The organism is Pseudomonas kitaguniensis (assembly GCF_049199985.1).
Lineage (GTDB): Bacteria > Pseudomonadota > Gammaproteobacteria > Pseudomonadales > Pseudomonadaceae > Aquipseudomonas > Aquipseudomonas kitaguniensis.
Genome location: NZ_JBLZPT010000006.1, coordinates 137,700 through 164,450 on the forward strand (window position 1 = coordinate 137,700; position 26,751 = coordinate 164,450).

17 protein-coding genes are annotated in these 26,751 nt (G+C 59.9%); 12 read left to right on the plus strand and 5 right to left on the minus strand.

Annotated elements, in window-relative coordinates:
• Nucleotides 1–71 precede the first annotated feature (71 nt).
• From ACOZK9_RS10860 to ACOZK9_RS10875, 4 genes are all read left to right on the plus strand, one after another.
• On the plus strand, nucleotides 72–566 hold the full coding sequence (locus ACOZK9_RS10860) for a CS1 type fimbrial major subunit (protein WP_421555824.1): 495 nt from the start codon (nucleotides 72–74) through the stop codon (nucleotides 564–566).
• 101 nt (nucleotides 567–667) lie between these two features.
• Nucleotides 668–3,187, plus strand: coding sequence for a CS1-pili formation C-terminal domain-containing protein (locus ACOZK9_RS10865; RefSeq protein WP_152751482.1), 2,520 nt, complete (start codon nucleotides 668–670; stop codon nucleotides 3,185–3,187).
• A gap of 62 nt (nucleotides 3,188–3,249) precedes the next feature.
• Nucleotides 3,250–3,990, plus strand: a complete 741-nt coding sequence (locus ACOZK9_RS10870; protein ID WP_152751484.1) for a molecular chaperone — start codon at nucleotides 3,250–3,252, stop codon at nucleotides 3,988–3,990.
• Complete coding sequence (locus ACOZK9_RS10875) at nucleotides 3,987–4,484, plus strand: CS1 type fimbrial major subunit (protein ID WP_421555825.1); 498 nt, start codon at nucleotides 3,987–3,989, stop codon at nucleotides 4,482–4,484. Before ACOZK9_RS10870 ends, ACOZK9_RS10875 begins: the two co-directional genes overlap by 4 nt.
• Here ACOZK9_RS10875 and ACOZK9_RS10880 read toward each other — a convergent pair.
• Nucleotides 4,442–4,771, minus strand: a complete 330-nt coding sequence (locus ACOZK9_RS10880) for a hypothetical protein (protein WP_421555826.1) — start codon at nucleotides 4,769–4,771, stop codon at nucleotides 4,442–4,444. The two genes, ACOZK9_RS10875 and ACOZK9_RS10880, sit on opposite strands and share 43 nt — an antisense overlap.
• 235 nt (nucleotides 4,772–5,006) lie before the next feature.
• On the opposite strand from ACOZK9_RS10880, the gene ACOZK9_RS10885 reads away from it, so the two are divergent.
• Together ACOZK9_RS10885 and ACOZK9_RS10890 are read left to right on the plus strand one after the other, a co-directional pair.
• Nucleotides 5,007–5,771 carry a hypothetical protein gene (locus tag ACOZK9_RS10885; protein ID WP_421555827.1) on the plus strand — a complete coding sequence of 255 codons (765 nt, stop codon included), beginning with the start codon at nucleotides 5,007–5,009 and terminating at the stop codon, nucleotides 5,769–5,771.
• 183 nt (nucleotides 5,772–5,954) lie between these two features.
• Nucleotides 5,955–7,199, plus strand: coding sequence for a hypothetical protein (locus tag ACOZK9_RS10890; RefSeq protein WP_421555828.1), 1,245 nt, complete (start codon nucleotides 5,955–5,957; stop codon nucleotides 7,197–7,199).
• A 17-nt stretch (nucleotides 7,200–7,216) separates the two neighbouring features.
• Here ACOZK9_RS10890 and ACOZK9_RS10895 read toward each other — a convergent pair whose 3' ends face one another.
• The 3 genes from ACOZK9_RS10895 to ACOZK9_RS10905 form a co-directional block, all read right to left on the minus strand.
• Nucleotides 7,217–12,178 carry an NEL-type E3 ubiquitin ligase domain-containing protein gene (locus ACOZK9_RS10895; protein ID WP_421555829.1) on the minus strand — a complete coding sequence of 1,654 codons (4,962 nt, stop codon included), beginning with the start codon at nucleotides 12,176–12,178 and terminating at the stop codon, nucleotides 7,217–7,219.
• A gap of 435 nt (nucleotides 12,179–12,613) precedes the next feature.
• A complete protein-coding gene (locus tag ACOZK9_RS10900) occupies nucleotides 12,614–17,692 on the minus strand; it encodes a dermonecrotic toxin domain-containing protein (RefSeq protein ID WP_421555830.1) in 5,079 nt (1,692 codons plus the stop codon).
• Between the two features lie 133 nt (nucleotides 17,693–17,825).
• The gene (locus tag ACOZK9_RS10905) at nucleotides 17,826–18,950 is read right to left on the minus strand and encodes an OpgC family protein (protein ID WP_421555866.1); all 1,125 of its coding nucleotides are present in this window, start codon (nucleotides 18,948–18,950) and stop codon (nucleotides 17,826–17,828) included.
• A gap of 222 nt (nucleotides 18,951–19,172) precedes the next feature.
• Here ACOZK9_RS10905 and ACOZK9_RS10910 point away from each other — a divergent pair, with 222 nt between their 5' ends.
• From ACOZK9_RS10910 to ACOZK9_RS10920, 3 genes are read left to right on the plus strand one after another with little or no spacing between them, the layout of a single operon-like run.
• Complete coding sequence (locus tag ACOZK9_RS10910; protein WP_058412960.1) at nucleotides 19,173–19,547, plus strand: GtrA family protein; 375 nt, start codon at nucleotides 19,173–19,175, stop codon at nucleotides 19,545–19,547.
• Complete coding sequence (locus tag ACOZK9_RS10915; RefSeq protein ID WP_421555831.1) at nucleotides 19,544–20,500, plus strand: glycosyltransferase family 2 protein; 957 nt, start codon at nucleotides 19,544–19,546, stop codon at nucleotides 20,498–20,500. The genes ACOZK9_RS10910 and ACOZK9_RS10915 overlap by 4 nt, the downstream gene beginning before the upstream one ends.
• 14 nt (nucleotides 20,501–20,514) lie before the next feature.
• Complete coding sequence (locus ACOZK9_RS10920) at nucleotides 20,515–22,050, plus strand: glycosyltransferase family 39 protein (RefSeq protein WP_421555832.1); 1,536 nt, start codon at nucleotides 20,515–20,517, stop codon at nucleotides 22,048–22,050.
• 39 nt (nucleotides 22,051–22,089) lie between these two features.
• Here ACOZK9_RS10920 and ACOZK9_RS10925 read toward each other — a convergent pair whose 3' ends face one another.
• Nucleotides 22,090–23,709 (minus strand): FMN-binding glutamate synthase family protein, encoded by a 1,620-nt coding sequence (locus ACOZK9_RS10925; protein ID WP_421555833.1) that lies wholly within the window; start codon nucleotides 23,707–23,709, stop codon nucleotides 22,090–22,092.
• A 412-nt stretch (nucleotides 23,710–24,121) separates the two neighbouring features.
• Here ACOZK9_RS10925 and nosR point away from each other — a divergent pair, with 412 nt between their 5' ends.
• From nosR to ACOZK9_RS10940, 3 genes are all read left to right on the plus strand, one after another.
• The gene (nosR, locus tag ACOZK9_RS10930; RefSeq protein ID WP_122252339.1) at nucleotides 24,122–25,444 is read left to right on the plus strand and encodes a response regulator c-di-GMP phosphodiesterase, NosR family; all 1,323 of its coding nucleotides are present in this window, start codon (nucleotides 24,122–24,124) and stop codon (nucleotides 25,442–25,444) included.
• A gap of 156 nt (nucleotides 25,445–25,600) precedes the next feature.
• Nucleotides 25,601–26,014 (plus strand): NUDIX hydrolase, encoded by a 414-nt coding sequence (locus tag ACOZK9_RS10935; RefSeq protein ID WP_421555834.1) that lies wholly within the window; start codon nucleotides 25,601–25,603, stop codon nucleotides 26,012–26,014.
• A 19-nt stretch (nucleotides 26,015–26,033) separates the two neighbouring features.
• Nucleotides 26,034–26,543 carry a GNAT family N-acetyltransferase gene (locus ACOZK9_RS10940; RefSeq protein WP_421555835.1) on the plus strand — a complete coding sequence of 170 codons (510 nt, stop codon included), beginning with the start codon at nucleotides 26,034–26,036 and terminating at the stop codon, nucleotides 26,541–26,543.
• Nucleotides 26,544–26,751: the final 208 nt, after the last annotated feature.

Here is a 26,751-nt window from a genome sequence, read left to right on the forward strand (position 1 = left end):
GCTCCTGATGTGCACCACGCTTTCAACGCACTCAGGGGCCGATTTTTTGATAACAGAAACAGGTAATGACCATGTTCAAGAAGTTCGCAGTTTCGCTCCCTCTGGCGGTTGCTGTATTGGGCTCTTCGGCCGTGATGGCCGCTAACGATGCCAGCTCCATCATCAATATCCGCGCGGATATTCCGACCAAGCAGTTCCACGCTCAACCGCTGGACCCGGAGTTCGGTAAAAACGAGACCATGGTCTATAACCCGGTCACCAGCACCTTGAGCAGCATCAGCACGCCTTACACCATGAAAAACACTGACGGCTCCATTGATGCTTACCTGCAAGACGGCCCGGCTGCGCTGACCAACGGTGCTGATGAGATCAAGTTGGCCATCAGTCTGGGCGGCGTAGTCCTGGATGGCACGCCCAAAGAAGTGGCGGCCGATGCCGAGTCCAACCCTGGCTTGCAAAAAATCCTGACCATCACGCCTGAAAAACCGACGGACACGCAAAGCGGCGTCTACACCGCTGTGGCTACGGTGATCTTCGATAACGTGCCACGCACGATTACGCCTTGATCACGGGTTGATAAGTAAGGCGTTGCCTTACTGAAAATTCCGGCCGCAGTGTGCGGCCGGGTTTCAGCCTGCCTGTCGTTCGCCAACCGAGTATTAAGTTCATGTTCCCTTTAAGACCCCTCGTGGCGGCGCTAGCCCTGGCCGCCTGTTCGGTCGTTATGGCCGCGCCTGAGAATACCTACACGCCGCGCAGTTTGCTGGCCCAGGCGAAAGGCTTGCCGAGCGACTTCGAAGAGCACTTTTTCGATGTGCCGTTGGCGGTACGGGTTGAGCGCGATCAACAATTCGTGGGCGAAGCGATGATTGTATTGACCCGTGATGACCGGCTCACCTTACTGGCGTTCACCGACTACAGCGACAGCCCGGTCACCGGTGCCGAGCGTGATACCTGGGAGAACTACCTGAAGGCCGGTATTCCCTTGGGGAGCTGCACTGTGCGCTGTCCCGAGCAGTTGTTGGCGGTGCATTACAACCTGGAAAACTCGCTGGTCTCGATTCTCACCGAGAACGCCGAGCGCGATACCACGCCCCAACAGTTTTACACCCAACCCGACGGCGGCAGCACCGGGCTGATCATCAATAACCAACTGAACCTCAATGGCGGGCAGAACCAGGATTTGGGCGGGCGTTTCGGCGTTGAAGCCAGCAGCAGCCTGGGCAACTGGAGCCACACCCTGAATTTTCAACTGGCACGCCTCGGCGGGCCAGACACCCAGCTTTACCACGCACTGTATTCGGCTTACGCCCAGCGCGAGTTTGAAGGCCAGTTTTTGCGCCTGGGGTATTTCACCCCCAACTCTGAAGGCCTGAACCGCCAGCCGCGCTCGTTCGGTGCGGCGCCCGACGTGGCGGTCGGGGTGATGGTCGGCAGCTCCGACAGCCTGGTGATGAACAACCCCAAGCCGAGCATCTACCCGATCTACGTCACCTCCAACCGCCTGGGCTCGGCAGAGATCTACCGCAATGGCCTGCTGATCAACACCCAACCAGTACCGGCCGGTTTGCAGACGCTGGACACGCGGCCGCTGCCCGGCGGCATCTATGAAGTGGAGGTGCGCCTGATCGAAGACGGCCAGGTCACCTCCACCCGCCAGGAGCTGGTGTACAAGCCCAACAACTGGCGCAACCACGACGAGCGCTGGCGCTACAACCTGTTTGCCGGGCGTGAAAGCACCTTGCTTAATAACTGGGAGCAGCGCGACAAGGGCGACATGACCGCCGGCGCCTCGCTCAACTATTTGCTGCACCCGCGCGTAATCCTCGGTGTGTCGAGCCGCCAGGTGCAGGACCGCCTGCAGTTGGGCAGCTCCATCGACTGGACCCTGGCCCAGAGCGCCAGTGTGTATGCCAATGTGTACCAAACCCGCGACTACGGCACCGGCATGGACGTGCAAGGGTTGTACAGCTACGGCATGGGCAGTGTGATTGTCAGCCACAACCGCAGTTGGCTCGACACCCGTAACACTTACGAAACCCTGCCCGATGGCACGCGCCTGCGCCAGCGCAACACCTTTGTCGGCCAGACCAGCAGCTCGTCGCTGTCGATCAACCACCGGCTGGCCAACCGCAATTCGATCAACGCCCGCGTGTCCCACAGCCAGGGCAATATCGAGGGTGTAGGGCTTGACTTGGGCTGGACCCGCCACGACATGCTGTTCGGCAGCGATGCCAACTGGCGCCTGTCGGTGTTTGACCGACCTTCCAGCAGCAGCACCGGCGACAAGCGCAACCGTGGCGTCGACCTGACCCTTAACCTGGCCCTCGGCGGCCCTGGCGAAAGCTGGTCGGGCAGCCTCGGTTCGCGCACCGCGCGTGAAGGCCAGCGCGACAACAACGCCTCGCTGACCTACCGCAAAGAGCTCAAGGACCACGCCCTGCAAAACGTCTCGGTCACCGCGCTGACCGATGTTTACGGCGTGGGCCTGTCGAGCATGACCAGCTTTGCCACCGATACCCTGTCGGGCGATGCCTTTGCCCAACGGTCCTCGTATAACGGCGATTTAACCGGCGGCCTCAACCTCAACAATACCCTCGCCGTGGGCGCGCAAAAAATGGTGCTGACCAGCCAATACCACGGCAGCGGCTCGGGGATGATCATTGATGTGGAAACCGACGTGGACGGCATTGCCCTGCGCGCCGATGACATGACCGGCTCCAGTATGGCGCTGCGGCCGGGCCGCAACTTTGTGCCGATTACCGCCTACAAAAGCAGCTCGGTCGCCTTCGACTTCGAAGGCAACCACCCACCCGCCGCCACCATCCAGCCGGCGCGCACCACCTACCACCTGAACAAGGGCGGCGTGGAGTATCGCAAGATCAGCGTGATGAAAACCGTCACCGTGTTGGGCCGCTTGATCGACCCGCAAGGCCAGCCGCTCAAGGGCCACCACATCATCAACCACGCCAGCCGTGGGGTGAGCGAGGTCGATGGCTTTTTCTCGATGGAAATGAACGCCGGTTCGCCAACCCTTGAGGTAAGGCGCGGCACCGAGTTGCTCTGCCAGTTCCGCCTCGACCCGAGCAAGGCCCGCAGCGAGAACGATGTGCTGATGATCGGTGATTTGCGCTGTACCCGAGACACCCTGGCCGAGACGGCGGTGGCGCCGCAAGGCGCGGGTTGAGGGTGCTGAAATGAGCAGGCGGCTCCAGCCCCTGCGCCCGTTATTCGATGAGGTTCACCGCAATGAAACGAGTATTGGCAGTCCTTGGTTTTAGCCTGTTGGGCCAAGCGGCCCTGGCCGGGCCGAGCATCAATGTGGGGGTGGTTTACGACTACCTCGACGGCGACAAAAGTACCTACCTCAAGCGCATTTTCAACGGCGGCAGCAGCACCGCGTTTGTGAAGGTGCAGATTCTGGAAATTCTCTACGACGAGCAGGGCGTGGGCAAAGAAGTAGCGCTTAAAACCCAGGCCGACGGCAGCGCCCGTGACGGCTTGATGGCCAGCCCGGCCCGGCTGATTGTGCCAGCCAACGGCATGCAGGGCACGCGCCTGTTGTTTTTGGGCGAGCGTAACAGCGAGCGCTATTTTCGGGTGCGTTACATCCCGGTGGTGCCGGAGAAAGAGGACGCCTTCGCCGTCTCCGAAGCAGAACGTGAAGCCTACCAAAGTAACTTGCAGGCCGGCGTCAGCGTGTTGGCCGGTTATGGCACGGTATTTTTTGTGCGGCCCAAAGACACGCGTTACAACACGCGTATTGAAGACGGCAGCGGCCACTATGCCGTGCGCAACAACGGCAACAGCGTGATCCAGGTCGATGAGTTCAAAAACTGCGTGGCCGGCAAACCCGATGACTGCTACCCCACCACCAAGAACCATATCTTGCCGGGGCGTACGTTCTCTTTCGACAAGCAAGCGGGCCGCGAATACACCTTCAAAATCGTTGAAGGCGAGGCCCAGAAAAACCATGTGGTGAAAGGATGAACCGGCTCACGTCGCAGCGGCAGTTGTCTTGGCTGCTGGTGTTTTGCGTGCTGGCGTTGAGCAGTGCGCGGGCGTTCGCGATCCGTGAAGAGGCGGAGTTTTTTGTCTCGGTCACGGTGCCCACCAGCGAATTTTTTGTGCTGCCGGTCAACCCGGGGTTTCTGGAGCGTGAGCAGGTCATGAGCTACAACCCGGTGACCGAGCGGCTAAGCCCGCTGCGCGAACTCTTCGACGTGAAAAACGTGCTGGGCGGCATCAATGCGCGCTTGGGTTTTGAGCCGGTGTTGTCCAATGGCCGCGACCTGATTGCGTTGCAAGTCACCTTCAACGGGCAGCGCCTGGACCTCACCGACACGCTGGTGGTGCCGGAAGCCGAGGCCAAGGCCGGTAAACGTGTGCAACTGATGATCGCCGCCACGCCGGCTGAAGACGGTTATGTGGGCGGTGCTTATTACGGCAGCGTGCAAATCATTTTTGATGCCTTGAGGCCTTGAGGCTTCTGCCCCGACAGATGAGTGATAAAGATGAACCTCAAGACAGTGAAGCGCTCTGCACTCGCCGCAGGCTTGACCAGCGTGGTGTGGGGCGCCTGCATGGCCCCCGTGAGCGCCGATACCCAGCGCATCAACGCGCTCTTCAAACCCAACCCCGCAGAACCTCGAGATAACAAATTCAGCAATAAAACCCCGCAAAGCTCCATTTGCGTGTCGCACATACCGACACAGTGCAAGGCGCTGGGTATTTTTAGCCTGCGCTTCAATAACTTCTCAGCCGATTCCATCAGGCCAATCGAGGCGAACCATGCAGACCCGAGGGCCGGGGCTTATTTCCAGGTGCCTTCCTCGTTCAGGAACGTCGATGTTCGCCATACACAAACGGGGGCCGAGGAGGTCGTCCAAATGCGTATCGCCGGCGTCGGTGGGGTATGGGGCTTGCCAAGGCCACCGGGTGTGAATGCATGGGCGCAACCTGGCCTTGATTGGGGCAGCGCGTGGAGGCGAGCACCAAGTCCGTGTGTGACCACGGGTCATTTAGCGGCCAGCACCACTTATGCCTCGTTCTTCTGGGTCGTGCCGCAAGATGCGGGAGCCTGTACGCGCAAACCGTCGGTAAACATCCCTTCGTTCTGGTACAGGACCATGGAGTACGCCTACGAGATGGTCGCACCCAACCCCTTGACCATGTTGTCCGGGCAATACGTGGGCAGTATTACCTACACCGTAGGCGGGGCCGGCTCTGACTTTGACTTCGGCGATGTGCTGGTCCCCACCAGTGATGGCTTGATCACGCTGGAGTTCATCCTGGATGTGCAACATGAACTCAAGGTGGAAATCCCCCCCGGTGGCAACACCATTGAACTGGTGCCCCAGGGCGGCTGGCAAGCCTGGCTGAACCAGGGGCGCAAACCCACCCGGTTGTTCCGTGACCAAACGTTCAATATGTCCACCTCATCGCCCTTCGGCATGCAGATGAGCTGTGAGTACAGCAACGGCACCGGCTGCGACCTAGTCGAAAGCGCCACCGGCAAGCGCGTGCCGCTGGAGGTCGCCGTCAGCCTGCCCGCAGGCCTGACCGATGGCAGTGGCCAGGCCGTCAAGCGTCGGCCATTGCGCCTGGACGGCTCGGGAACAAGCTTGTTCGAACCGGGTTACTACGTGAACCGCAGCCCTGGCACTTTGCATTTTGAGGTGACGCGTGACGAGGTCGAAAAAATGCTCACGCCGGATGTCGAGGCGACTTATCGAGGCAACGTGACGGTGGTCTGGGATTCGGAGATTTAACCCGCCAGGTCATCCGTCAGCGTTAAACGACAGGTAGATATTTGATGGGCGTGTCTAAAGGCGTGGGCCGCTGCCGAGCAGCCCGAAGACGGCTACCTGCCGGGCCAGTACTTCGGCAGCGTGCACATTAGGGTTGATGCCCTCAGGCCATGAGCCACCCGATGAGAGAGAGCGATAAATACAATGCGTTATTCACAAGGTTTCAAGCATTGCCTGCGTACATGGGGGGCTGCCCTGTTATTGGCAGGCGCCAGCGCGCCTGCCAACGCATTGGTGCAGACTATTAATGCGGAATTCAAGCCTGACCCGACTGCCCCGCATCTGAACAAGTTTGAGAATAAGACCCCGCAAACCGGGGTCTGCCCGGGGCACATGCCGTCAACGTGCAAACAACTGGGTATTTTCAGCATCCGTACCAATGACTTTCAGGCCTACTCGACAGGGCCGATTCAAGCCAACCATGCCGACCCGCGCCAAGGCGCCATGTGGCAAGTACCGTCGTCGTGGCGTGACCTTACGGTGACCCATCAGGGAACCGGAAGGACTGAAACTGTGCAGTTTCGCATCGCCGGTATTGGTCATCGCTGGGACGTCAGGCCGGGTGTCAATGTGTGGGCGCGCCCCGGTGAGTATCTGTGGGGCAGTGCGTGGCGCAACGCACCAAGCCCCTGTACCGGGACCAACTTTCTCGCGGCAGGTGTTAACTTTGCGTTGTTCTTCTGGCTGGTGCCTGAGGGCGCCGGGGTGTGTAATCGGGTGCCCGGTTCAACCATGACTCAGCTGTGGTACAGCAACCTGGAATATGCCTATGAAATTCGCACACCCAACCCCTTGGAGATGGCGAGCGGTCAATACACCGGATCAACCACTTACACCATGGGGCCTGGCGCCGACTTTGATTTTGGCGACGTGGTATTGCCCCGAGACAACCTCTTTACCTTCAACTTCATTCTGGATGTTCGGCATGAACTCAAGGTCGAAGTGCCCCCCGGTGGCAATCGCGTCGAGCTGGTCCCCGAGGGGGGTTGGCAGGCCTGGCTGAACAGGGGGCGTAAACCCAGCCGATTGTTTCGCGACCAAACCGTCAATATCTGGTCCAGTTCGCAATTCAAGATGACCCTGGCCTGTTCGCTGCCCATGGGCAATACCTGCGGCATCAGCGACTCCAGTGGTAATGAGGTGCCTGTGGAGGTGGCGGTCACCTTGCCGTCGGGCTTGACCGATGCAATCGGCAGGCCGGTGAACCGCTTGCCTCTGCGCCTGGACGGCATTGGCACCGAGCTGTTCCAGCCCATTCGCTACGTGGACCGCAAGCCCAGCACCTTGCATTTTGAAATCACCCGCGACCATGTGGAGCAGATGCTCGGTGCCGCTGAGTCCAGAACCTATTCGGGCAGTATCACGGTGATCTGGGACTCAGAGGTTTAGCCGCCACAACCCAAGGGTTACTGCCCTGGCAGGTTCAGCGTGGCGCGGGTCAAGCGGCGGCTCAGTTCGTTTTCATCATCCAGGCTGTCGCCGAACAGGCGCAGGTAAGTCGCGTCGCTCATTTCCTCGCCCGTCAGCACCACGCTGTGCGGCACGCCGAGTTTATCGGCGAGCCCGGTCAACTGTTGGTGCAGCTGTTCGGTGACCTTTGGGTCGCGCTGATCGGCCGGTTTTTTCTGCTCCAGCGCCCAGTCTTTTTGCGCGTAGCGCAAGTCGTCGACACCGCTGGTGGCGTCCGAATGCACACATTGGTTGTCACGGTACGCTATCGGGTGGGTTTCAATCAGGTAGTCGCGCCAGAAGTCCTGTTCCAGCATCTGGTTAACCAGACCGTCGCCTTGCTCCAGCGCCAGCACGCTGTCGTAAGCTTGGTTGATTTGTTCGACGCTGACACGGGCGGTGATTCTGTAGGCCATGTGGTCGGCCAGCCACGGCAGGTCGAGGCGTGCCTTCAGGGCCGTTTGATAAGCCGCGTACACCTCGACTTCATCGACCGTGCCTGGCCGCCCATCGACTATTTCGGTGTACAGGCGCAAGCCCTGGCCGCCGCTGTTTACAGGCGCCAGACGGTTACGCACATCATCCTGGGCGATGCGGTTGACCTGGTGCAGGCGCGACTTCTGTTTCGCCAGGCGGGCCAGCGCCGGCCCCAGGTTTTGTGGGGTAACGTCGCGGTACGCTTCGAACACCAGCACTTCGACACCCATGGCGTTGAATATCTGCGCCCCGGCATCGGCACAACTGAACGGCGTGGAGGCCATGCTGAACAAGCGTTCGCGCAGCCCGTCGTCGCCGTGCATGGCCTCAAGCATGCGCAGCACATTGAGGCTCAACTCGGTTCGGTTGAGTCGGTACAGGCTGGCATCCTCAGGGGTCTGAGCGCCCACCTCTTCCAGCTTGAGGCTTTGGATGACTTCGAAAAAGCCTTGGGAGCCGTGTTCGGCTTCCAGCTCATCCCACCTCTGCTGGTAGAGTTCCTGCTGCTCGGGCGTTCGGCCCTCAAGCCAGAACAGGCTGTCTGTTTCGCCCCGAGGCGGGTAGGTGCGGTAGGGGTCCAGGCCGCTGGCTTTGCGCAGGTTCACCATCAGGGTTTCGCTGTCAAAGTCGAGCTTGCGCCGGTCCAGCCGCGCTCGGACCACGACCTGCGCTTCCCAGGAGCCGGGCTCCACCGGCGGCAATTGAGTCACCTGTGTGTTGCGTATGTCCAGGGTGAACGCGTAAGCGCGCGGGAACTCGAACAGCCCCGCCGGCCAGTCGCGAATGCCGGTGTTGTTGAGCATCAGCACTTGCAGCTCCGGCATGCGGCTGATGTCCGGTGGTACCAGCAGGTGTGGGTTACTGGACAGGATCAGCACGCGCAAATGATTGAAGTGCTTGACCTGCGCCAGGCTTTGTTCGGTCCAGCGTATCGGGTTTTCGGCCAGCCCCAGCAGGCCGAGCTTAGGCATCTCGCTGAGTGCCGCCGGCAGCTGAGTCAAGCGGTTGCCGGTGAGGTCCAGGCTGAACAGGTTGGGGAAGTTGTGCAAAAAGACCGCGTCGGTATCGAGCATGCCGGCGTCGGTCATATTGAGGCTGGTGACGTGCCCGAAATCCGCCTTGAGCCTGGGGAAGTGCTTGAAGTAGCCGCGTATGGCTTGCCCGCTGAAGTCAAGTTTGCGACCCACAACCGGGTCGCCATAGTCGGACCTGTAATGCTGCGACTGTTGTTCCCAGCATTCGCGCAGCTTGGCGCTTATATCAACCCGGAACAGGCGCTCTGCGGTTGCCTCTGCCTGGTTGTTGGAGGCCGTGGGTGTGAGCATCCACTCATCCAGGTCGTGCAAGAGTTTTCTCTTCTCGGCCTCGAAGGCCTCCAGGGTAATCAGCCCGTCAGGCGTACTCATCAGCACGGCGTAACTCTGCGCTTGTTCGTCGGTCATGCGTGGATAGAGCCGCTTGATCCGCGCAGTGACCGAGCGGCCACGGCTGAACAACTGGCGCAGTGCCTTGAAGCGCGGCCGTTGCAATAACAGCTGGGTTTCGCGCTGTACCACCGGCAGCACCGGCGGCTGCGCCAACGCGGTTCTGCGTTCGGCGGGCGGCAACAGCTTGGCCTTGAGCCATTGGGCGAGTGCCTGGCCTTCGCCTGGCTGGTAACCGAGGGCCGTCAGTTGGGCTTCGGGCAGTACGCGCAGCGCGGCTTCATACAGGTCGAAGGTTTGCAGCGGCGCATCGGGTAATGCATAGCGACCGTCCGGCATCAGCAGCAGGACTTTGGATGTCGACGCGTCGCTGGGCCCGACGCTGCAGCGCAGTGGGCCGCGGGTGCTGGCGTTGTAAACGCTGATACGCAGGTCGCCGAAGGTATCGGTATGCAGGCGCAGCGCGTTGAGCAGCAGGTGTTCGGTGTCGGCGCTGGGCGGCACGTCCGGGTACAGGCCTTCGTACGCATGGGCGGCGCGGGTTTCAAACGCCAGCTCACGGGCCAGGTGCGTGAGGCGCAACGGCACGCGGCGTTCATCGGTCATGACCTGGCGTTCATTCGGGCGGGCGCGGCTGAGCAGGGTGCGCGCCAGTGCGTCGGGCAGTTCGGGAAAATGCTCACGCAACAACTGGGCGCGGGCGTCGCCGCTGGCCTGCGCGATGAGATACAGATGGTCGAAGAGCGTGCCTTGTTGCGTGTCGAGGGCGTCGGCCAGTTGATCGCGCACGGCCTGCACCCGTTCAGTGGCCTCGCTCGGTGGGGCAGTTGCCAGCACGTCCTCAAGTTCTGGTGCGCTCAAAAACGCCACGAGTTTCTCCGGCAGCCGCCCGGCCTGCACATCCGCGAGGCTGGTTTGCAGGGTGTGCAGGGCGTCGGCGTCCTTGGCTCCGTAGCGCATGGGTTCGCCGCTCAGGTCGCCGGCTGCAAACACTTCAATGGCTTTGCTCGCCGGCCAACCCGCTAGCTCGGTGACAAATTGCGTGGTCCAGTTGTCGGCTTCGCCGGTCGGTTCACCGCTGCGCACGCGTGCAACGAGGCGCGTGACTTCACGGCGCAATTCAAAGCGTTCGAGGGTATCGGCGAGCAGCGGCGGCAGCTCGGTGTTTTCGACATAGATGCGTTGCAGCTCACGGATGCCGGTACCGCTGGTATCGCGAATCTGCTGCAGTTGCGCGGGCGCAAGGTCGGCCGTGGCCGGGGTGAGGCGCTGCATCAAGCGGGTGGCGTCCCACCTCAAGGGTTCTTCGCCCTCATGCACCAACGTGCCTTCGCCGTTGCTGAACACTTGGGGTTGATAGGCCTCGGGTCGCTGTGGATGCACGACGCGGTGTTGGCCGGAGTCCGGGTCTTTGCTGATTTCGTAGTGATGGTCCTCCAGGCGCATGATTTTTTTGCCATCGCGGCTGTGGAAGCCGTCCGTATCGGCTTTCGAGCCCGCTGTCGGCACCCGTGCCGTTTGCCGGTAAGGGCTCAGGTCGGGGTTCCACAGGCGTTGTTGCCCGCTGGGCAAGCGCACGGCGACCAAACCGTCAACGAAGTCCGACACCTTCAGTTTGGCCAATTCGCCCAGTTGGGCACCTATCCCGAAGAGGCCCAGTTGCACGATGCTTTGCGCAACGCCTACCGCATGTTCGATGGCCTCGATGCTGTGGCCCTGCGCCCAGTCCAGCAGGCCCTCGAAGACTTCATCGGCAAGTTGCCAGGCGCTGTAGGCGAGCATCAGTTGGCCCAGCACCGGCACGAACGGCGTGGCGACCAGCAACGCCGCCTGGAAAATCTCGTCGAGAATATGTTCAAGGTTGTCCCACCAGGCCCAGCGCTCCATGCGGTCGGCATAGGCGGTGGCCACCGCGATCTCGCGGCTGTCGTTGAGTAGCAGGTTGAGTTTTTGCTGATACAGATGGTTCCACAGGCCTGCCGAAATTGCGCGCGGGCCAAGCTGCAAGGCGGGTTTTGCAAGCGGGGTAGCGCGCCAGCTCGGCAGTGGGTCCAACGGTTGCCGTGCATGCCAGGTGACCTTGCTCAGGCGCTCGTTGAGCTTGGCCAGGAACGACCCACGGCTGGCATGCGGTACGAAGCGACAGAAGAACTGTTGGTAATCAGACTCGCGCAGTTGGCGGGTCAGTTCTTGCACAAAGGCTTCGGTGTCGGCGTATTGCTTGAGCGGATGTTCCGGGTCATCGGGTATGTACACCACGATGGGCGCTGACTGGCGGCTGCGCTCAAGGTCGGGAGCAATCAATACGATGCCGGTCAGTACGGTGTCCATCATCACCAGGTCGTGGCAACGCACCGGCAAGCGATTAAGCGTGAGCCCCGGCAGGCTGTCGATCAAGCCTGGCAGCATGCCGTGGGTGGCCGCGTCGATATGCCCCATCAGCACGGCACTGTGGATCGCGGCCCTGAAGGCGGCTTGCTGGCCAAGAATGACCCTGGCCCGCAACACGCCTTGGACCACCGGTTGCTTGAGCCCCAGTTGCTCTTCGAGGTGCTGTTGGTAACGCGCGCCGATGTCCAGTTTGCGTACCAGCGTTTTGAATTGCCCCACGGTGATTCGGTGTTTGATGTGCTTGACGTCGAACCTGCCCTGGGCGTCGGGGTGGGTGATGAACGCGGAGTCGATGGTGAAGTTTTCTGCGGCGGCAAAGTTGTGCAGCGCCGCATGCAATAACGAAACGGTCCTGATCTTGGCGCCTTTGACCAGCGCACCGGTGGGGGTAAAGAGTTTCAGGAAGGTTTCGCGTACATCTTCTTCGATACCGTATTGCGCTTTTAACGCCTGTTTTAATAACACTTCGGCAAAGGTATCGATGCCTTGCAAGTGGTTAAGTTGTTTATCCACGGCATTGTGGGTTTGCCACTGTTGGGCAATCGCGGTTTTTAATGCTTGATGATGCGGCGAGTATGTTAGATACCCGGCCGGGATGGTTTTTTTTGCCGTTTTCAAGGCGTTCATGCGTTGCGGGGAGGCTTGTGTTATCCAGGCGGGGAGTGCCTGTGAAATAACCTCGAAGTGTAAGTTTTTGTCGTCAGCCGCCGTGGGGCTGACAAGTTGAACCGCTGACATGAGTAGTGCCTTTTATACTGAATGAGCCAGTAGTTTAAGCCGTTGGCACACCGGTAATAAGTTTGAAATTCAGCGCTAGGGGGTCCGTGTTTATTAACCGATCGAACCACTAATAGAGATGAACTTATACATGATTAACACCTTTTTATAACGGCCTCGGCACCGTGCATGTCGAGACCGAACGAGTGAGCAAAACTTGTGGCAAGCGGGCTTGCCACAGGGTGCGGTCAGGCGGGAGGCAAGGATGGCCCCGCCCACACAAAGACCCTCGTGAACAGGGCAGGAATACATAACCACCACACCTCGCAAGCCCGTCACGACCGGTTAAAGCCCCGCGCTGATCATGGCCAAACGGGTCAGGTGCCGGCCCAGTTCTTTTTCATCGTAGAAGCTCTTGAGAAACAGGCTCAGGTACAGCTCCTCACTCATGGGCTCGTCGGTCAAGATTTGCTCATGGGCCACGTTTAATGTGTCTGCCAGGTCTGTCAGGTTTTTCCTGAGTTGGGCGCTGGTGGTCAGGTTCTTGTGTTCCTCAGGCAATTGCTCATCGGCGGCCCAGGCGCTTTGAGCCAGGCGCAAGCCGTCGATATTTTCACTCGCCTGTGAATGTTGGCAGCTGATTTTTTGGTACTCGTCGGGGTGCGTGTCGCGCAAATAGTCGCTCCAAAAATACTGCTCAAGCATTTGCTCCACCAGCCCGTCGCCCTGCTCATCCTCGATCACTTTGTTGTAGGCAATCACCAGTTGCCTGGCTTGAACATTGCCGGTCTCGCGGTACAGCATGTGGTCCGCCAGCCAGGGCAGATCCAGGCGCGCCTTCAAGCCGGTCTGGTAGGCGCTGTACACCTCGACCTCATCCAGGGTGCCCGATACACCGTTGACGATGTCGGTGGTCAGCCGCAGTGCGGGGCTTTCACTGCCATCCTCATTGCGCGTGGGCGTGTTGAGGCGCGCCTGAATATCCCGATTGGCAATGTGGTTGAGCTTGTCCAGCCGGGCCTTTTGTTTGGCCAGCCGCACCAGCGCGTTAACCCGGGCTTGGGGGGTGGGCTCGCGCAACGCCTCCAGCTTCATGGTTTCGATGCCCATGGCGTTGAACAAATGGGCGCCCGCATCGGCGCAGTGGGTGGGCGTGGCGGCGAGGTTGAAGAGTGCAGTGCGGGTGGGCTCGTCACAGTCGGCGGCCCTCAGCAGTCGCAGCACGTTAATGCGCAATTGCGTCAGGTTCTGCTGATAGCGCAACAGGTCGGCCGTGTCCTGCACGACCAGGGACTCCGGTTGTTGCTGGCTTCTGATGACCTCGAAAAAGCCCTGGGAGCCGTGTTCCCGCTCCAGGTTGTCCCAGACTTCCTGCCACGCCTGGCGTGGCTCGGCCGGCAGGTGGCCGAGCCAGTATTGACTGTCCAGTTCGCCTCGCGGGGGGTAGGTGCGATAAGGGTCCAGGCCTGCGGCGCGGCGGTAGCTGACCAGCCGGTCCTCGGCATCGTGCTCAAATTTGTTGCGGTCCAGGCGCGTGCGTGCCACCAGCTCGGCCGACGCGGAACCTGGCTCGACAATGGGCACTTGGGTAATGGCGGTGTTCAGCAGGTTCAAGTTGAAGTTTGGCGAACGGGGCAGCTCGAACAGACCCGTGGGCCACTGGTTGAGCTGGGTGTTATTGAGCATCAGTATGTGCAGTTCAGGCATGCGGCTGATGTCTGGCGGTATCACCAAATGTTCGTTGTGCGAAAGGATCAGCACCCGCAGATGCTGCAAGTGTTTGAGCTGCTCAACGCTCTGTGGGGTCCAGCGGATCGGGTTTTGCGCCAGCCCCAGTTGCGTCAGACGAGGCATGCCGATAATCGCTTGCGGCAGCGCAGTCAGGCGTTTGCCGGTGATGTCCAGGCTGCGCAGGTTGGGAAAGTTATGCAGGAACGCGCCGTCGGCAAGGGTGAAATCGGTGCCCGCCAGGTTCAGGCTGGTAACGTGGTGCAACCGGGTGTCGAGTGTGGGGAAGTTCTGTAAAAAGCCGTAGAGGGTTTCTCCGCGCAGGTCCAGCTCGCTGCCCAACCGCCGGGCGCCGGAGTTCGTTTCGTAACCCTTGGCCGATTGCTCCCAGCCTTCCTGTATCACCTTGGCCACCCGCTGCCTGAACAGCTGTTCGGTGAGTGCAGGCCGACGTCTCTGGCTACCGGCGGCGGGAAGTTGCTGCCAGTTTTTCAGATCGTCAAGCAGGCTTTTTTTGCGGGTTTCGAGCTCGCGCAACTGGCGTTGCCCATCAGTCGAGTTCAGGGCCTGGGCATAGGCTGTCACGTCTTCCTCGGTCAGCGTCGGGTACAGGGCCTTGAGCCGGTCCTCAATGCTGTCTAAACCCAGCCTTTGACGCAGCGCGCTGAACAGCGGTTTTTGCAGCAGTTGCTGGGTATCTTGGGAGGCAACTGCGAGGGTCGGCCCCTCGGCCAGCGCGGTACGGCGTTGGGCGGGCGGTTGCAGGGTTTGCTGCAGCCACTGGCGCAACGCTTCGCCGTCGCCCGGCGCGAAGCCCAAGGTGTCACGGGGCACGGCTTGCAGTACGCCTTCATACAAATTCCAAGTGGTATCGACCGCTGCCCCGTGGAGCGCGTAGCGTCCTGGCGCGGTGCGTATCAGCAGCGTGTCGGTGGTCGCGTCGTCCGGCCCCACGCGGCAACGTAATTGCCCGCTGGGCAGTTGCTCGCGGATGCTCAGGCGCAGGTTGCCGAAGGCGTCACTGTGAATTCTCAGGGCATTGAGCAGCAGCCGTTCGGTGTCGGGTGTGGGCGCGTCGCCCTGGTAAAAACCTTCATAGGCGTGGGTGGCCAGCGCTTCAAATTGCAACTCCCTGGCCTGGTGCTTGAGGCGCAATGGCAGGCGCTGTTCTTCGCTCATAAGGTGTACTTCAGCGGGGCGGGCCTGGGCCAGTATCGCTTGGGCCAGGCGGTCGGGCAGGGCGGGAAATTGCTGTTGCAGCAGCAACCCGTGGGCGCTGTTTGACTGGCGTTTGAAGCTGTACAGGTGTTCGAAGATTTCGTCCTTGCGCGAGGCTACATAAACGCTCAGGTGTTCGCGCAGTGCTTGCGCACGCGCGCTGGCGGTGGCGGGCAAGGGGTCGCCGAGCAGGGCGGCGAGTTCGGTCTCGTCCAGAAAACCCACCACCCGCTGCGCCAGCCGGCCTGCCAGTAAGTCGTCACGGCAGATGGCCAAGGTTTTATCCGACGGCGCCTGCAGCGCGCCATGTCGGATCGACTCGCCACTGAGGTCGGCCGCCTCAAACACGGCGATGGCTTTGTCGCTGGGCCAGCCGTGCATCCGCGTGACCATGTCGGCACACCAATACACCGCTTCATCGGTGTCGGCGAGGGGCTCGCTGAGGGTGTCGATGTGCTGCCTCAGTTCGAAACGGTCGAGGGTGTCGGCCAGCAGCGGTGGCGGTGCCTGGTTTTCGCTGTACATACGCCGCAGCGCGCCGGGTTCGGTGCCACTGATGGCGCGCAACTGTTGCAATTGCGCGTCTGGCCAGGCAGCCGTTGCAGGGCTCAGGCGCTGGAACAACTGTGACTCGTCCCAGGCTCTGGGTTCCTCGCCCTCCAGTACAACGGCGCCGTGGCTGTTAAGCAGCACTTCGGGGCGATAGGCCTCGGCGCGGAGTGGATGGACGATTCGGTGCCGGCCAGTCTCGGCGTCCTGGCTGACTTCGTAGTGCGTGTGCTGCACGCGCAGGATTTTTTTACCGGCGTGCAGATGAAACCCGTGGGTGTCGGCTTGCGATTCGGCGCCCAAGGTCAGGTTTTTTTGTGCATAGGGGCTCAAGTCCGCCTGCCATAAACGCCGTTTGCCGTCGCTTCGGGTCACAGGTTTCAAGCCCTCGACGAAGGGCGACAGCTTGAGCTGGGCGAGTTGCCCGGCTGCGCCGAACGCGAGCAGTTGCAGCACGTTTTCTGTCACTGCAACCACGTGTTCAATCGCCTCTATGCCCAAACCTTCGGCCCAATCGAACAGGCCTTCGAACACCTCGTCGGCCACTTGGTAGGCGGTATAGGCCAGCATCAATTCGCCCAAAAAAGGCACGAACGGGGTTACCACCAGTAATGCTGCGTCGAGTATGCCCGAGAGGATCTTCTGCAGATTGTCCCACCAGGCCCAGCGCGCCATGCGGTCGGCGTAGGCGGTGGAGATGGCCAGCTCGCGGGCATCGTTGAGGGTCTTGTCGATTTTTTGCTGGTACAGGTATTCCCACAACGGCGTTGCCACACGCTTCACGCCAAATTGCAGGTTGGGGTTGTCGAGCGCTGTTTCGCGCCAGCTCGGTTGTGGGTCGCCAGGCACGTGTTGATGCCATTTGACTTGGCTCAGGCGCGAGCCTAACTGAGCGAAAAAATGCCCCCGGTATTGCTGCTCGATAAATCGGCTGAAGAACTGTTGGTAGTCGGGCTGACGCAATTTTTGCGTCAGCTCCAGCATGAAGGCGACGGTTGAGGCGTAGCGCTTGAGCGGGTGCTGCGGGTCATCGGGCAGGTAGACGATAACGGGCACGGCCTGGCGGCTGTGTTCGAGGTCGGCGCCGATCAACACAACCCCGGTCAATGGGGCGTCCAGCAGGCTTAGCGCATGGCAATGCACGGCCTTGCCGTCGAGGGTGAGTGCCTGGCGTTCGCTGATCAGCGCAGTGATCAGGCGGTGGTCTGCAGGCAGGATGTCGCCTTTCATCAGCGCCATTTGCGCTGCGACGTTGAGGGCCGCCTGATGGTTGCCGGTAACGCGCGCGCGCAGCACGCCGTGCACCACAGGTTCGGTAAGCCCCAGGTAAAGCTCAAGGTCTTGGCGGTATTGGTCGCCGATGTCCAGGCTGCGAACCAGGGCGATGAACTGTTGGATCGTCACGGTGCTGTGCAGCGGTACGACGTCGAAATGGCCCTGCGCATCGGGCAGGGTGATGAATTGCGAATCGGCGCTGAACGCCTCGGTGTGGGCAAAATTGTGCAATGCGGCGTCGAGCAACGACACCGTACGGCTGTGCACGCCAGCGTTGAGATTTATCACCCACCAGGGCGCTTGGGCCGGGGCATACAGGCGCAAGCAGGTCTTGTGTACATCCACCTCAAGGTTGTATTGCTGTTTCAGTGCGGCTTTTAACAAGGGCTCGGCGAACGCTTTGAGGTCAGTCACTGCGGCCAGTTTCTGGTCGACCAGGCGTTGGGTTTTCCAGTGTTCGGCCACTGCGGTTTTCAGCCGTTGGTGTTGCTCGGGCGAGGCGCTTTTATACCAGCCCGGAATATTTTTTCGGCTGGCCTTCAACGCGCTGATGCGTGCCGTAGACAAGGTTTTTAGCCAGTCGGGCAAAGCGTCCCGGATGAGTGCGTAGTGCTGGCCTTTATCGTCGAGGGCCGGCGCGGGAATGGCGGTCATGGTGTGTTTTTCTGTGCGAATCGGGCACTCAGACTAGGCCCGCAGGGGGGCTTGCCTGGCAGTAACTGTGTATCGGTTGTGGCTGACGTTCAGGCGCTCAACAAAAAGCCCCGAGGTCGGGGCTTGTGGTTATTCAGGCGGTAGCCACCTTGGGCGACTGGCTCAGGCGTTTGTTGAACTCCAGCCAAGCCGCCAGCGCGGCCATCAGTGCGGCGCCGATCAGGGCGGTAATAATTTGCACCGCGAAGGCATCGTCGGCCAAGGCGTTGACCATGTCCGCCAACGGCGCCAGCAGCACGCCGAAGCAGAACACCTCCAGCGAATAACGCCCCATTCGGCAGGTGTGCTGCGCCAGCCAGTGTTGGGTCCAGGCACGCCCCGGCAACAGTTTGGCGGTGACGTAGGCCAGGGCCAGAAAATGCAGCAGGCGCACCGGCGACAGATCCGTCTTGCTGATCGGGTAAAGCCATTCGCTGAGCGCGTACGGCATAAACGCATCGTGTACGTGTGGCCAACGCCAGGCGATCGTGATCACGCCGGCGGCCAGTACGTAAACCGCCGCCATCACCAACAACGGCTGGCGCAGCAGTGGCCGTTCAGCCTGTACGCGGGGTTTTTGCGCGTGAATTGCTGCCGCGCCGCCGAGTATAAACAGGAACTGCCAGGTGATCGGGTTGAAGTACCACACACCGTCGGCAATCGCGGCCAGGTTCCAGCCCAGCAAAGGTGCCAGCAGGTAGACCGCCATCGACACCGCGACCACCGCCCGGGTGTTGCGCAACAGCCACGGCAGCACTAACGGCAAACCCGCCAACAGCACGATATACAGCGGCAACGGGTCCATCAGGTTCGGCTTGAAGCGCAGCAGCAATTCATCCACCAGGGCTTGCTGCGGGTGGGTGATGAAATGCGTCAGGCCCATCTCTTCAACCAGGTCGCGGGTTTCCACATGGCTGTTGGCGAAGAACACAATGCCCATCAACATCGCCAGCAGGAAGATATGCACCACGTACAACACCCACGTGCGTCGCAAAATCTTCAAGCAGGCCATCCAATACCCTTCACGCTGCAAGACCTTGCTGTAGGCCAGCACCGAGGCGTAGCCGGCAAGAAACACAAAGATTTCAGCCGCATCGCTGAAACCGATGTTGCGCAAGGTTATTTGACCCAGCGGATTGTAGGGAACGTGATCCCAGAAAATAAAGATCAACGCCAGGCCCCGAAAAAAATCGATGCGCGGGTCGCGTCCGTTCAGCATGGCGGCGGGCTCTTGAACAAATAGTTTAGTCATGAAAGACGCAAGGCAGGCGTGTCGCAGGCAACACGTCTGAGGGTGGCAGGTTGGCGGTATTTGTAAGCAATTGCAAAAGCCGGGTATTGCTGAATGTCTCAACCGCGCAGCGGTGACCCTGTTAATTCTGACAGTAGACGCCGCTCAGGCGCCGTGGCTTGCTTAGCCTGGCCTCAACAGGATGAAGCAATGAACAGCGCGTGGAAGGGATTTTCCAGTTATACGGTCATTGGTGTTGCCAATACGCTGATCCATTGGCAGTTGTTTTTCGTCTTGCGCGGCGCTTTTGACCTCAGCCAAGCCACGAGCAATCTCGTCGCCTTCTGCACGGCGGCGTCTTTTTCCTTCTATGTGAATGCGCTCTATACCTTTGCCACGCCGGCCTCGTTGCCGCGCTATCTGGTGTTCATGCTGTGCATGGGCGGCTTGAGCCTGGGCGTGGGGGTGCTGGCGGACCACTGGCGGGTGCCAGGGATTGTCACGGTCGTGGTGTTTTCGCTGATCAGCCTGGTGTGCGGCTTTTTTTTATCGAAGTGGGTGGTTTTTCGGGAGCGCGCGCAATGAGGATCTCACTGGTGGTGCCTCTGTTTAACGAGGAGAAGACGCTCGGCCTGTTTTATCACGCCATTCGGCATGCGCCTGCGCTGCGTGCACACACCGTCGACATCGTATTTATCAACGATGGCAGCACTGATTGCACCGCCGAGTTCGCCCGCGACATCGCCTTGGCTGACAGCGACGTGATGGTGATCAACTTCTCGCGCAACTTCGGCAAGGAAGCGGCGCTGTTTGCCGGGCTGGAGTATGCCCAAGGCGATGCGGTTATTCCCATGGACGTCGACCTGCAAGACCCGGTCGATGTCATCCCGCAATTGCTGGCTGAATGGCAAAAAGGCGCAGACGTGGTGCTCGCCAAGCGCCGCGATCGCGCCAGCGACAGCTACCTCAAGCGTCACAGTGCCTCGATGTTTTATCACCTGCTCAACCGCATCGCCTACACGCACATTGAGGAAAATGTCGGCGACTTCCGGCTGATGGACCGCAAGGTGGTGGACGTGATCAAGGCCTTGCCCGAACAGCAGTTATTCATGAAAGGTGTGTTGTCGTGGGCCGGCTTCACCGTGGCGATTGTCGAATACGACCGTGCCCCGCGCACCGCCGGCCAGAGCAAGTTCAACGCCTGGAAACTATGGAACCTGGCGCTGGACGGGATCACCTCGTTCAGCACCTTGCCGCTGCGCTTGTGGAGTTACATCGGCGGGTGCATTTCGCTGTTCGCGTTGGTGTATGCCGCGTACCTGATGCTGGACAAGTTGCTGTTCGGCAACGCGGTGCCGGGGTACCCGTCATTGATGACGGCGATATTGTTTCTGGGCGGCGTGCAACTGATTGGGTTGGGGATACTGGGCGAGTATGTGGGGCGTATTTATATGGAGACGAAACATCGGCCGAGGTATGTAGTGAAGGACGTTATCAAAGGCAACGTTGAAACCAAGGTTTGGGAGACAATCACTTGACGGCGAATCGGCAAATGGGCAGCGACGCGGGACGGGCTGCCGCGTGGTTGTTGGTCATTGTATTAGCGGTGGGCGTTCGATTTTACGACATCAGTGGGGCTTATGTTTCGTATGATGAAGCTTTTAGTGTCTGGATAAGTTCGTTATCCCCTGAGGCTATTTGGTTTCATACCGGAAAAGATGTCCACCCACCCCTCTACTATTTACTGCTGCATTACTGGATGGGGCTGTTCGGGACGTCTCCTGTCTCGATCAGAAGTTTGAGTGCTGTGGCGGGGAGTGTGGCAGTTGTCTTAAGCGTGGCGCTGGCTCGTCGTGTCATGAACGGTCGAGCTGTGATGATCAGCGGGCTTTTCGTGGCGTTGTTTCCTGCGTGGGTCAGGTTGAGTCAAGAGGCTCGAATGTATGCGCTCGAAGGCATGTTTTTAACGGGGGCACTGTGGGCGCTGATAAGCTGGCTGAAGCAGCCGGAGCGTTACCGATATTGTTTATTGTATGCCGCTTTTATGGTCGCGGCGTTGTACACGCACTACTATGCTGTGTTGGCAGCCTTGGCCCACTGGCTGTACTTGATTGTACTTCGCGTTCACCCTTGCATCAGGAAACGCTACATCACTGCAATGACCTGGTGGGTGTGTAACGTACTGATCGTGATTGCTTATGTACCCTGGCTATTCAGCTTGTTTGATTTGCTTAAAAATTACGAGAAGCTCAAAGCAGTGGGAGGCGTCTCGTGGCTCGGCAGGGGGTCGATTTATACTATTCCTGACACGTTTTGGTTGTTTTTTACTTTATATTCGCCGTTCAAGACATCGGTGGCGCTTTATGCGTTAGTGCCGCTGTTGATGCTGTTAGTTGTTGGCCGGGTTGTGGTTAAAGACAGAACACACGTCAGGGGTTGCACAGGGCTGGCGCTATACCTGTTTGTTCCGATGGTGTCGCTATTTTGCCTGTCCTTGTTTATGCCTGCTTATATTGAGCGGTACGTGGCGTTTTCGGCAATCGGCTTTCCGTTGCTGTTTGCCATAGGGGTGGCCAGTCTAAGCCGCAAGAGCATTGTAAAAGCGGCATTATTGTTGGTTGCAGTGCTGGGGATGGAGGGTGTTGGGCTGGCAATGATTTATAGCCAGCAAGGTGAGATGGGCTACGGTAAAAGCCATCAGGTTGTTCGACTGCAGGAGGCAGTTGATTATATTAATGCTCATCGTAAAGACACCGATGTGGTAGTGGTGGGGCATGATTTCTTTTATTTTAGCTCGGTTTATTATAACGGCAGCGACAAGGGCATGTATTTGTACCTGCCCTCATTAGGTTACGGCGGCTCCCATAGACCCAACGGGTATGGTCCGTCTACATTGATGTATGAAACCTGGGATGAGCACACCGTTTCCGATCCGGCTTACTTGCCGCCCGCCACGCAGCGGATCTGGTGGCTGACGGGAAGCTCAAGTGTGGCCGAATACCCTGCTTACCCAGGCGCTTGGCCAGAAGTTGACTACCTGCCGGCTGGAGAGGTTGAGGTACGTCTTTACCAACGACCCGCGCAATAATGTCGGGATTGATAAAGTGCTTCAGCACGGCAGGCGTCCTCAGGCAGCCGCGATGTCAAGCGGCTCAAAACTGTCCGCGCGTGCCATTTGCCACATGCGCGAATAGAACTCGCCGTTGACATCGCCGGTGAGCAATTCGCCAGGTTTGAGGAACACGTGCAACTGCGAAAACAGCTTGATCTCGGTTGCCGACATGCGCCGCACCAAGTGCTTGGCCGACAACTGCGACGGGTGATCCAGGCCCGCGGCGGCGAGCATCTCGGCCAGCGCCTTGAGCGTGTTGCGGTGGAAGTTGAACACGCGCTGGGCTTTGTCCGGCACTACCAGCGCGCGCTGGCGCAATGGGTCTTGTGTGGCGACGCCAGTGGGGCATTTGTTGGTGTGGCAACTCTGCGACTGGATGCAGCCAATCGCAAACATAAAGCCGCGCGCCGAGTTGGCCCAGTCGGCGCCGATGGCCAACACGCTGGCAATGTCGAACGCGCTGACAATTTTGCCGCTGGCGCCGAGCTTGATCTTGTCGCGCAGGTTCAGGCCCACCAGGGTGTTGTGCACAAACAGCAAACCTTCACGCAGCGGCACGCCCATATGGTCGGTGAACTCCACGGGCGCGGCGCCGGTGCCGCCTTCCTTGCCGTCCACCACGATAAAGTCCGGCAGGATGCCGGTTTCGAGCATGGCCTTGGCGATGCCCATAAATTCCCACGGGTGGCCCAGGCAGAACTTGAAACCTACCGGTTTGCCGCCGGACAGTTCACGCAACTGGGCGATGAACTGCATCATTTCGATGGGCGTGGAGAACGCGCTGTGGCGTGACGGCGAGATGCAGTCTTCGCCCATCAAAATGCCGCGCGTTTCAGCGATTTCCTGGGTGACTTTGTGCTTGGGCAGGATGCCGCCATGGCCAGGCTTGGCACCTTGGCTCATCTTGATTTCGATCATCCGCACTTGCGGGTCTTGCGCCTGCACGGCGAAGCGTTCCGGGTCGAATCGGCCATCGCTGGTGCGGCAGCCGAAGTAACCGCTGCCCAACTCCCACGTCAGGTCGCCGCCGTTTTCACGGTGGTACGGGCTGATGCTGCCTTCGCCGGTGTCATGCGCAAAATTGCCGAGTTTGGCGCCCTGGTTGAGCGCGCGAATCGCGTTGGCACTCAGCGAGCCGAAGCTCATCGCCGAGATGTTGAACACCGACGCCGAATACGGTTGCGTGCACTGTGGGCCGCCGACGATCACGCGAAACGCATCGGGGTCGCTGAGCGGTGCGGGGCGCATGGAGTGGCTGATAAATTCGAAACCCGATTGGTACACATCGATCAAGGTGCCGAAGGGCTTGTCGGCGGTTTCGTTTTTGGCGCGCGAGTAGACCAGCGAACGCTGCGCCCGCGAAAAGGGCAGGGCGTCGCTGTCTGACTCCAGCAAATACTGGCGGATTTCCGGGCGGATGGCCTCTACCAAGTAACGGATATTGCCCAGAATCGGGTAATTGCGGCGCACCGCATGCGGGCTTTGCAGCAGGTCGAACAGGCCAATCAGGCTGAGGACGCCGGTGACCACGGTGAAAGGCCACAGCCATTCATGCTGGATAAACGGCAGGCTGGCGAGGGTGAAAATGACGCACACGGCAAAGAAGGCGTAACGGCTTAGCAACGACAGGCTCATGCAGATTTCCTTGGTTCGGACTCATCAGGTACGCGGCTCGATCAGCGCGTGTGCGCCTGATCAGAGGTCAACAACAGCGCCGGCCGGGAGTTGATCCCTGGCGTGCTGTGCAGGTTTTTTCTTATGGGCTTCACGGTTTCAGCAGCGATTTCCAGCTTACGAGCGATGTCCTTGCCGGGGCAACCTTTGCGCATCAAGACAGTGACGGCAACCGTTTGGCTCCAGCCCGAAAAAAACCGAGGCGTGAGCGATTTATGTGTCACCTTGGAGGCCGGGCCAGAGCTTGGGGCGGCTTTTTTATGCACTGACAGTGCGGGGCATTACGTTAGGCAAAACCAACTAAACTGTTGAGTAATCGCCAGGAAGGCAAACCCACACCGTAGGGAACGCACACCGACGATGCGAGGCGCTTATGGGCGAGTCAGTCACTTTTACCGATGAGCGCGCCGTGGTGCTGTTGATCGATGCCCACCCGCAGGTGCTGCACAGCCTCACGCAACTGCTGCACCATGAGCCGTTTGAACTGCACAGCGCCACCTGCGCCGCTGATGCCCTGGCGATTCTCGCCCGGCAACCCATCGACCTGGTGATGAGTGCCGCGCGCCTGCCGGACATGGACGGCGCTTCGTTGCTGGCGCATATCCATCAACACTTCCCGCACACGGTGCGCATTCTGCTGACCGGCGAGACCGACCTGACCCTGATCGTCAAAGCCATCAATGAAGGCGAAATCTACCGCTACCTCAGCAAACCCTGGAACGACGAAGAATTGCTCCTGGCGTTGCGCCAATCCCTCGCTCATCAGCACTCCGAGCGCGAACGCAGGCGGCTGGAGCAACTGATCCAGCAGCACAACGAGGAACTCAGGCAACTCAACGCCACCCTCGAAAAACGCGTGGCGTCGCGCACCAGTGAGTTGCAGCAAACCGCCGACATGCTCGACCTGGCTTATGAAGAACTCAAACACAGTTACGCCACCGGCACCGAGGTGTTCTCGCTGTTGGCCAACCTGCGCCTGCCGCGCGCCAAGCAGACCAACCGGCAGATCATCGAACTGGTGCGTACCTGGTGCGTGGCGCATGGCGTGGATTCGGCCAGCAACCGCGACCTGACCATGGCTGCCGCGCTTTACAACATCGGCAAGCTGAGTTGGAGCGACAGCATGATGGTTTCGCCCTCGGACATGCTGCACAGCGGCGACCGTGAGCGTTATCGCGCCTATGCCACGCAAAGCGAATCGTTGTTGATGACGCTGGAGCCGATGAAAGACGCTGCGCGTTTGATCCGCCATCACCAGGAACGCTGGGACGGCAGCGGTTTTCCCGACCACCTCAAGGGCGAGGCGATCCCGGCGGGTTCGCGGCTGTTGAAACTGGCGGTGGATTTTATCGAGCTGCAAAAAGGCCTGATTCTGGAACGCCAGATGAACAGCGATGAAGCGCTGTTATACATCCGCAAATATGCCGGGCGCCTCTACGACCCACAGATGGTCGAAGACTTTGTGCAGGTCTGCGCCACCTACGTTAATGACGTGACCCTGGGCGACCCCAACGTCAAGGTCCTCGGCACCCGCGAGCTGGAGGAGGGCATGGTGCTGGCGCGCAATTTGAATGCCGACAACGGCATGTTGCTGCTCAATGCCGGCAAAGTGTTGAACCTGCCCCTGGTGGATAAATTGATTGCTTTTGAAAGCATGGAAGGCGCGCGCTACAGCGTGTTCATCAAGGACTGCTAAATCAATACACTTGGCACAACGCGCTCACTGTGGGAGCCGGGCTTGCTCGCGATGGCGGTGTGCCAGTCGATGAACATAGCGGCTGACCCACCGCTGGATTGCCGTGCGCCCATCGCCGTGTGATCCTTGCGGTTTTGAGCTTCAGGTGATCGTTTCATGACCTCTACTCTCCGCATCGCCGCCGCCCTGCTGATTGGCAGCGACGGCCAAACCCTGCTCGTGCGCAAGCGCGGTACTCAGGCGTTCATGCAACCGGGCGGCAAGATCGACGCCGGTGAACAACCCGCCGAGGCGCTGGCCCGCGAGCTGCACGAAGAGCTGAACCTGCGCATTAACCCTGATGACGCGCTGTACCTGGGCCACTTCTCGGCCCCGGCCGCCAACGAGCCGGGTTTCACCGTGCACGCCGAGCTGTTCCAGGTGCACATCGACGTGCCCGTAACCCCCGCAGCGGAAATCGAAGAAGTGCGCTGGATCGACCCGGCAGGCGATGGCGGCTTGCAATTGGCACCCTTGACACGCGACCTGATCCTGCCGTTTTATCGCGCATCGCTGACCCCCTCCGCTTGATTCGCAAGGGCTGCAACCTATGATAATCCGCGCGCTTGGCCCGCAGGATGCCGAGGCGTATCGCGCCTTGATGCTTGAGGCGTACGGCGCCTACCCGCAGGCGTTTACTTCCAGCGTGGCAGAGCGTGCGGCCATGCCGTTGAGCTGGTGGGAAAAGCGCCTGAGCAGCCCACTTGATCAGTTGCTCGGGGCCTTCGAAGGGCACGTATTGGCCGGCATTGTCGGCCTGGCCTATGAGTCGCGCGAGAAGGCGCGGCACAAGGTGACCTTGTTTGGCATGTACGTGAACGAGGCTTATCAGCAGCGCGGTTTAGGTCGACAGTTGGTCGAAGCCGCAGTCGCGCAAGCGCGCAAGCAACCGCGGCTCAAAGTGATTCAGTTGACGGTCACCGCGGGCAATGCTGCAGCTTTTGCCTTGTATCAGCGCTGCGGGTTTATCCAGTACGGCCTGGAGCCGTTGGCGGTGCGGGTGGGGGTTGAGTATTTCGACAAGGTTCATATGTGGCGCGAACTCAGAGGGTGTGACTGAGCGCTTGAGTGGCTGGATCAAGAGTGCTTTTGTGGGAGGCCCTACTGCATTTTTGATGTAGCGCTGTCGCGCATCGGGCTGGTTCGGGGGGGTTCTTCAGGTTGGGTATATATCCGGTATTTGGGTTATGGCTTGTATCGGTTTCGCTCTTACAGCGAGCCACTTTTGAAAGGACCGGAAGCCGGCCCAGCCAAAACTAACCAAAAGG

What these genes read in the sequence shown, in the direction of transcription:
- ACOZK9_RS10900 (WP_421555830.1), bottom strand. Translation starts at nt 17,692, where the DNA reads ATGACCGCCATTCCCGCGCCGGCCCTCGACGATAAAGGCCAGCACTAC.
- ACOZK9_RS10875 (WP_421555825.1), top strand. Translation starts at nt 3,987, where the DNA reads ATGAACCGGCTCACGTCGCAGCGGCAGTTGTCTTGGCTGCTGGTGTTT.
- ACOZK9_RS10890 (WP_421555828.1), top strand. Translation starts at nt 5,955, where the DNA reads ATGCGTTATTCACAAGGTTTCAAGCATTGCCTGCGTACATGGGGGGCT.
- ACOZK9_RS10910 (WP_058412960.1), top strand. Translation starts at nt 19,173, where the DNA reads ATGAACAGCGCGTGGAAGGGATTTTCCAGTTATACGGTCATTGGTGTT.
- ACOZK9_RS10925 (WP_421555833.1), bottom strand. Translation starts at nt 23,709, where the DNA reads ATGAGCCTGTCGTTGCTAAGCCGTTACGCCTTCTTTGCCGTGTGCGTC.
- ACOZK9_RS10920 (WP_421555832.1), top strand. Translation starts at nt 20,515, where the DNA reads ATGGGCAGCGACGCGGGACGGGCTGCCGCGTGGTTGTTGGTCATTGTA.
- ACOZK9_RS10940 (WP_421555835.1), top strand. Translation starts at nt 26,034, where the DNA reads ATGATAATCCGCGCGCTTGGCCCGCAGGATGCCGAGGCGTATCGCGCC.
- ACOZK9_RS10915 (WP_421555831.1), top strand. Translation starts at nt 19,544, where the DNA reads ATGAGGATCTCACTGGTGGTGCCTCTGTTTAACGAGGAGAAGACGCTC.
- ACOZK9_RS10880 (WP_421555826.1), bottom strand. Translation starts at nt 4,771, where the DNA reads ATGGAATCGGCTGAGAAGTTATTGAAGCGCAGGCTAAAAATACCCAGC.
- ACOZK9_RS10860 (WP_421555824.1), top strand. Translation starts at nt 72, where the DNA reads ATGTTCAAGAAGTTCGCAGTTTCGCTCCCTCTGGCGGTTGCTGTATTG.
- ACOZK9_RS10935 (WP_421555834.1), top strand. Translation starts at nt 25,601, where the DNA reads ATGACCTCTACTCTCCGCATCGCCGCCGCCCTGCTGATTGGCAGCGAC.
- ACOZK9_RS10895 (WP_421555829.1), bottom strand. Translation starts at nt 12,178, where the DNA reads ATGAACGCCTTGAAAACGGCAAAAAAAACCATCCCGGCCGGGTATCTA.
- ACOZK9_RS10905 (WP_421555866.1), bottom strand. Translation starts at nt 18,950, where the DNA reads ATGCTGAACGGACGCGACCCGCGCATCGATTTTTTTCGGGGCCTGGCG.
- nosR (WP_122252339.1), top strand. Translation starts at nt 24,122, where the DNA reads ATGGGCGAGTCAGTCACTTTTACCGATGAGCGCGCCGTGGTGCTGTTG.
- ACOZK9_RS10870 (WP_152751484.1), top strand. Translation starts at nt 3,250, where the DNA reads ATGAAACGAGTATTGGCAGTCCTTGGTTTTAGCCTGTTGGGCCAAGCG.
- ACOZK9_RS10865 (WP_152751482.1), top strand. Translation starts at nt 668, where the DNA reads ATGTTCCCTTTAAGACCCCTCGTGGCGGCGCTAGCCCTGGCCGCCTGT.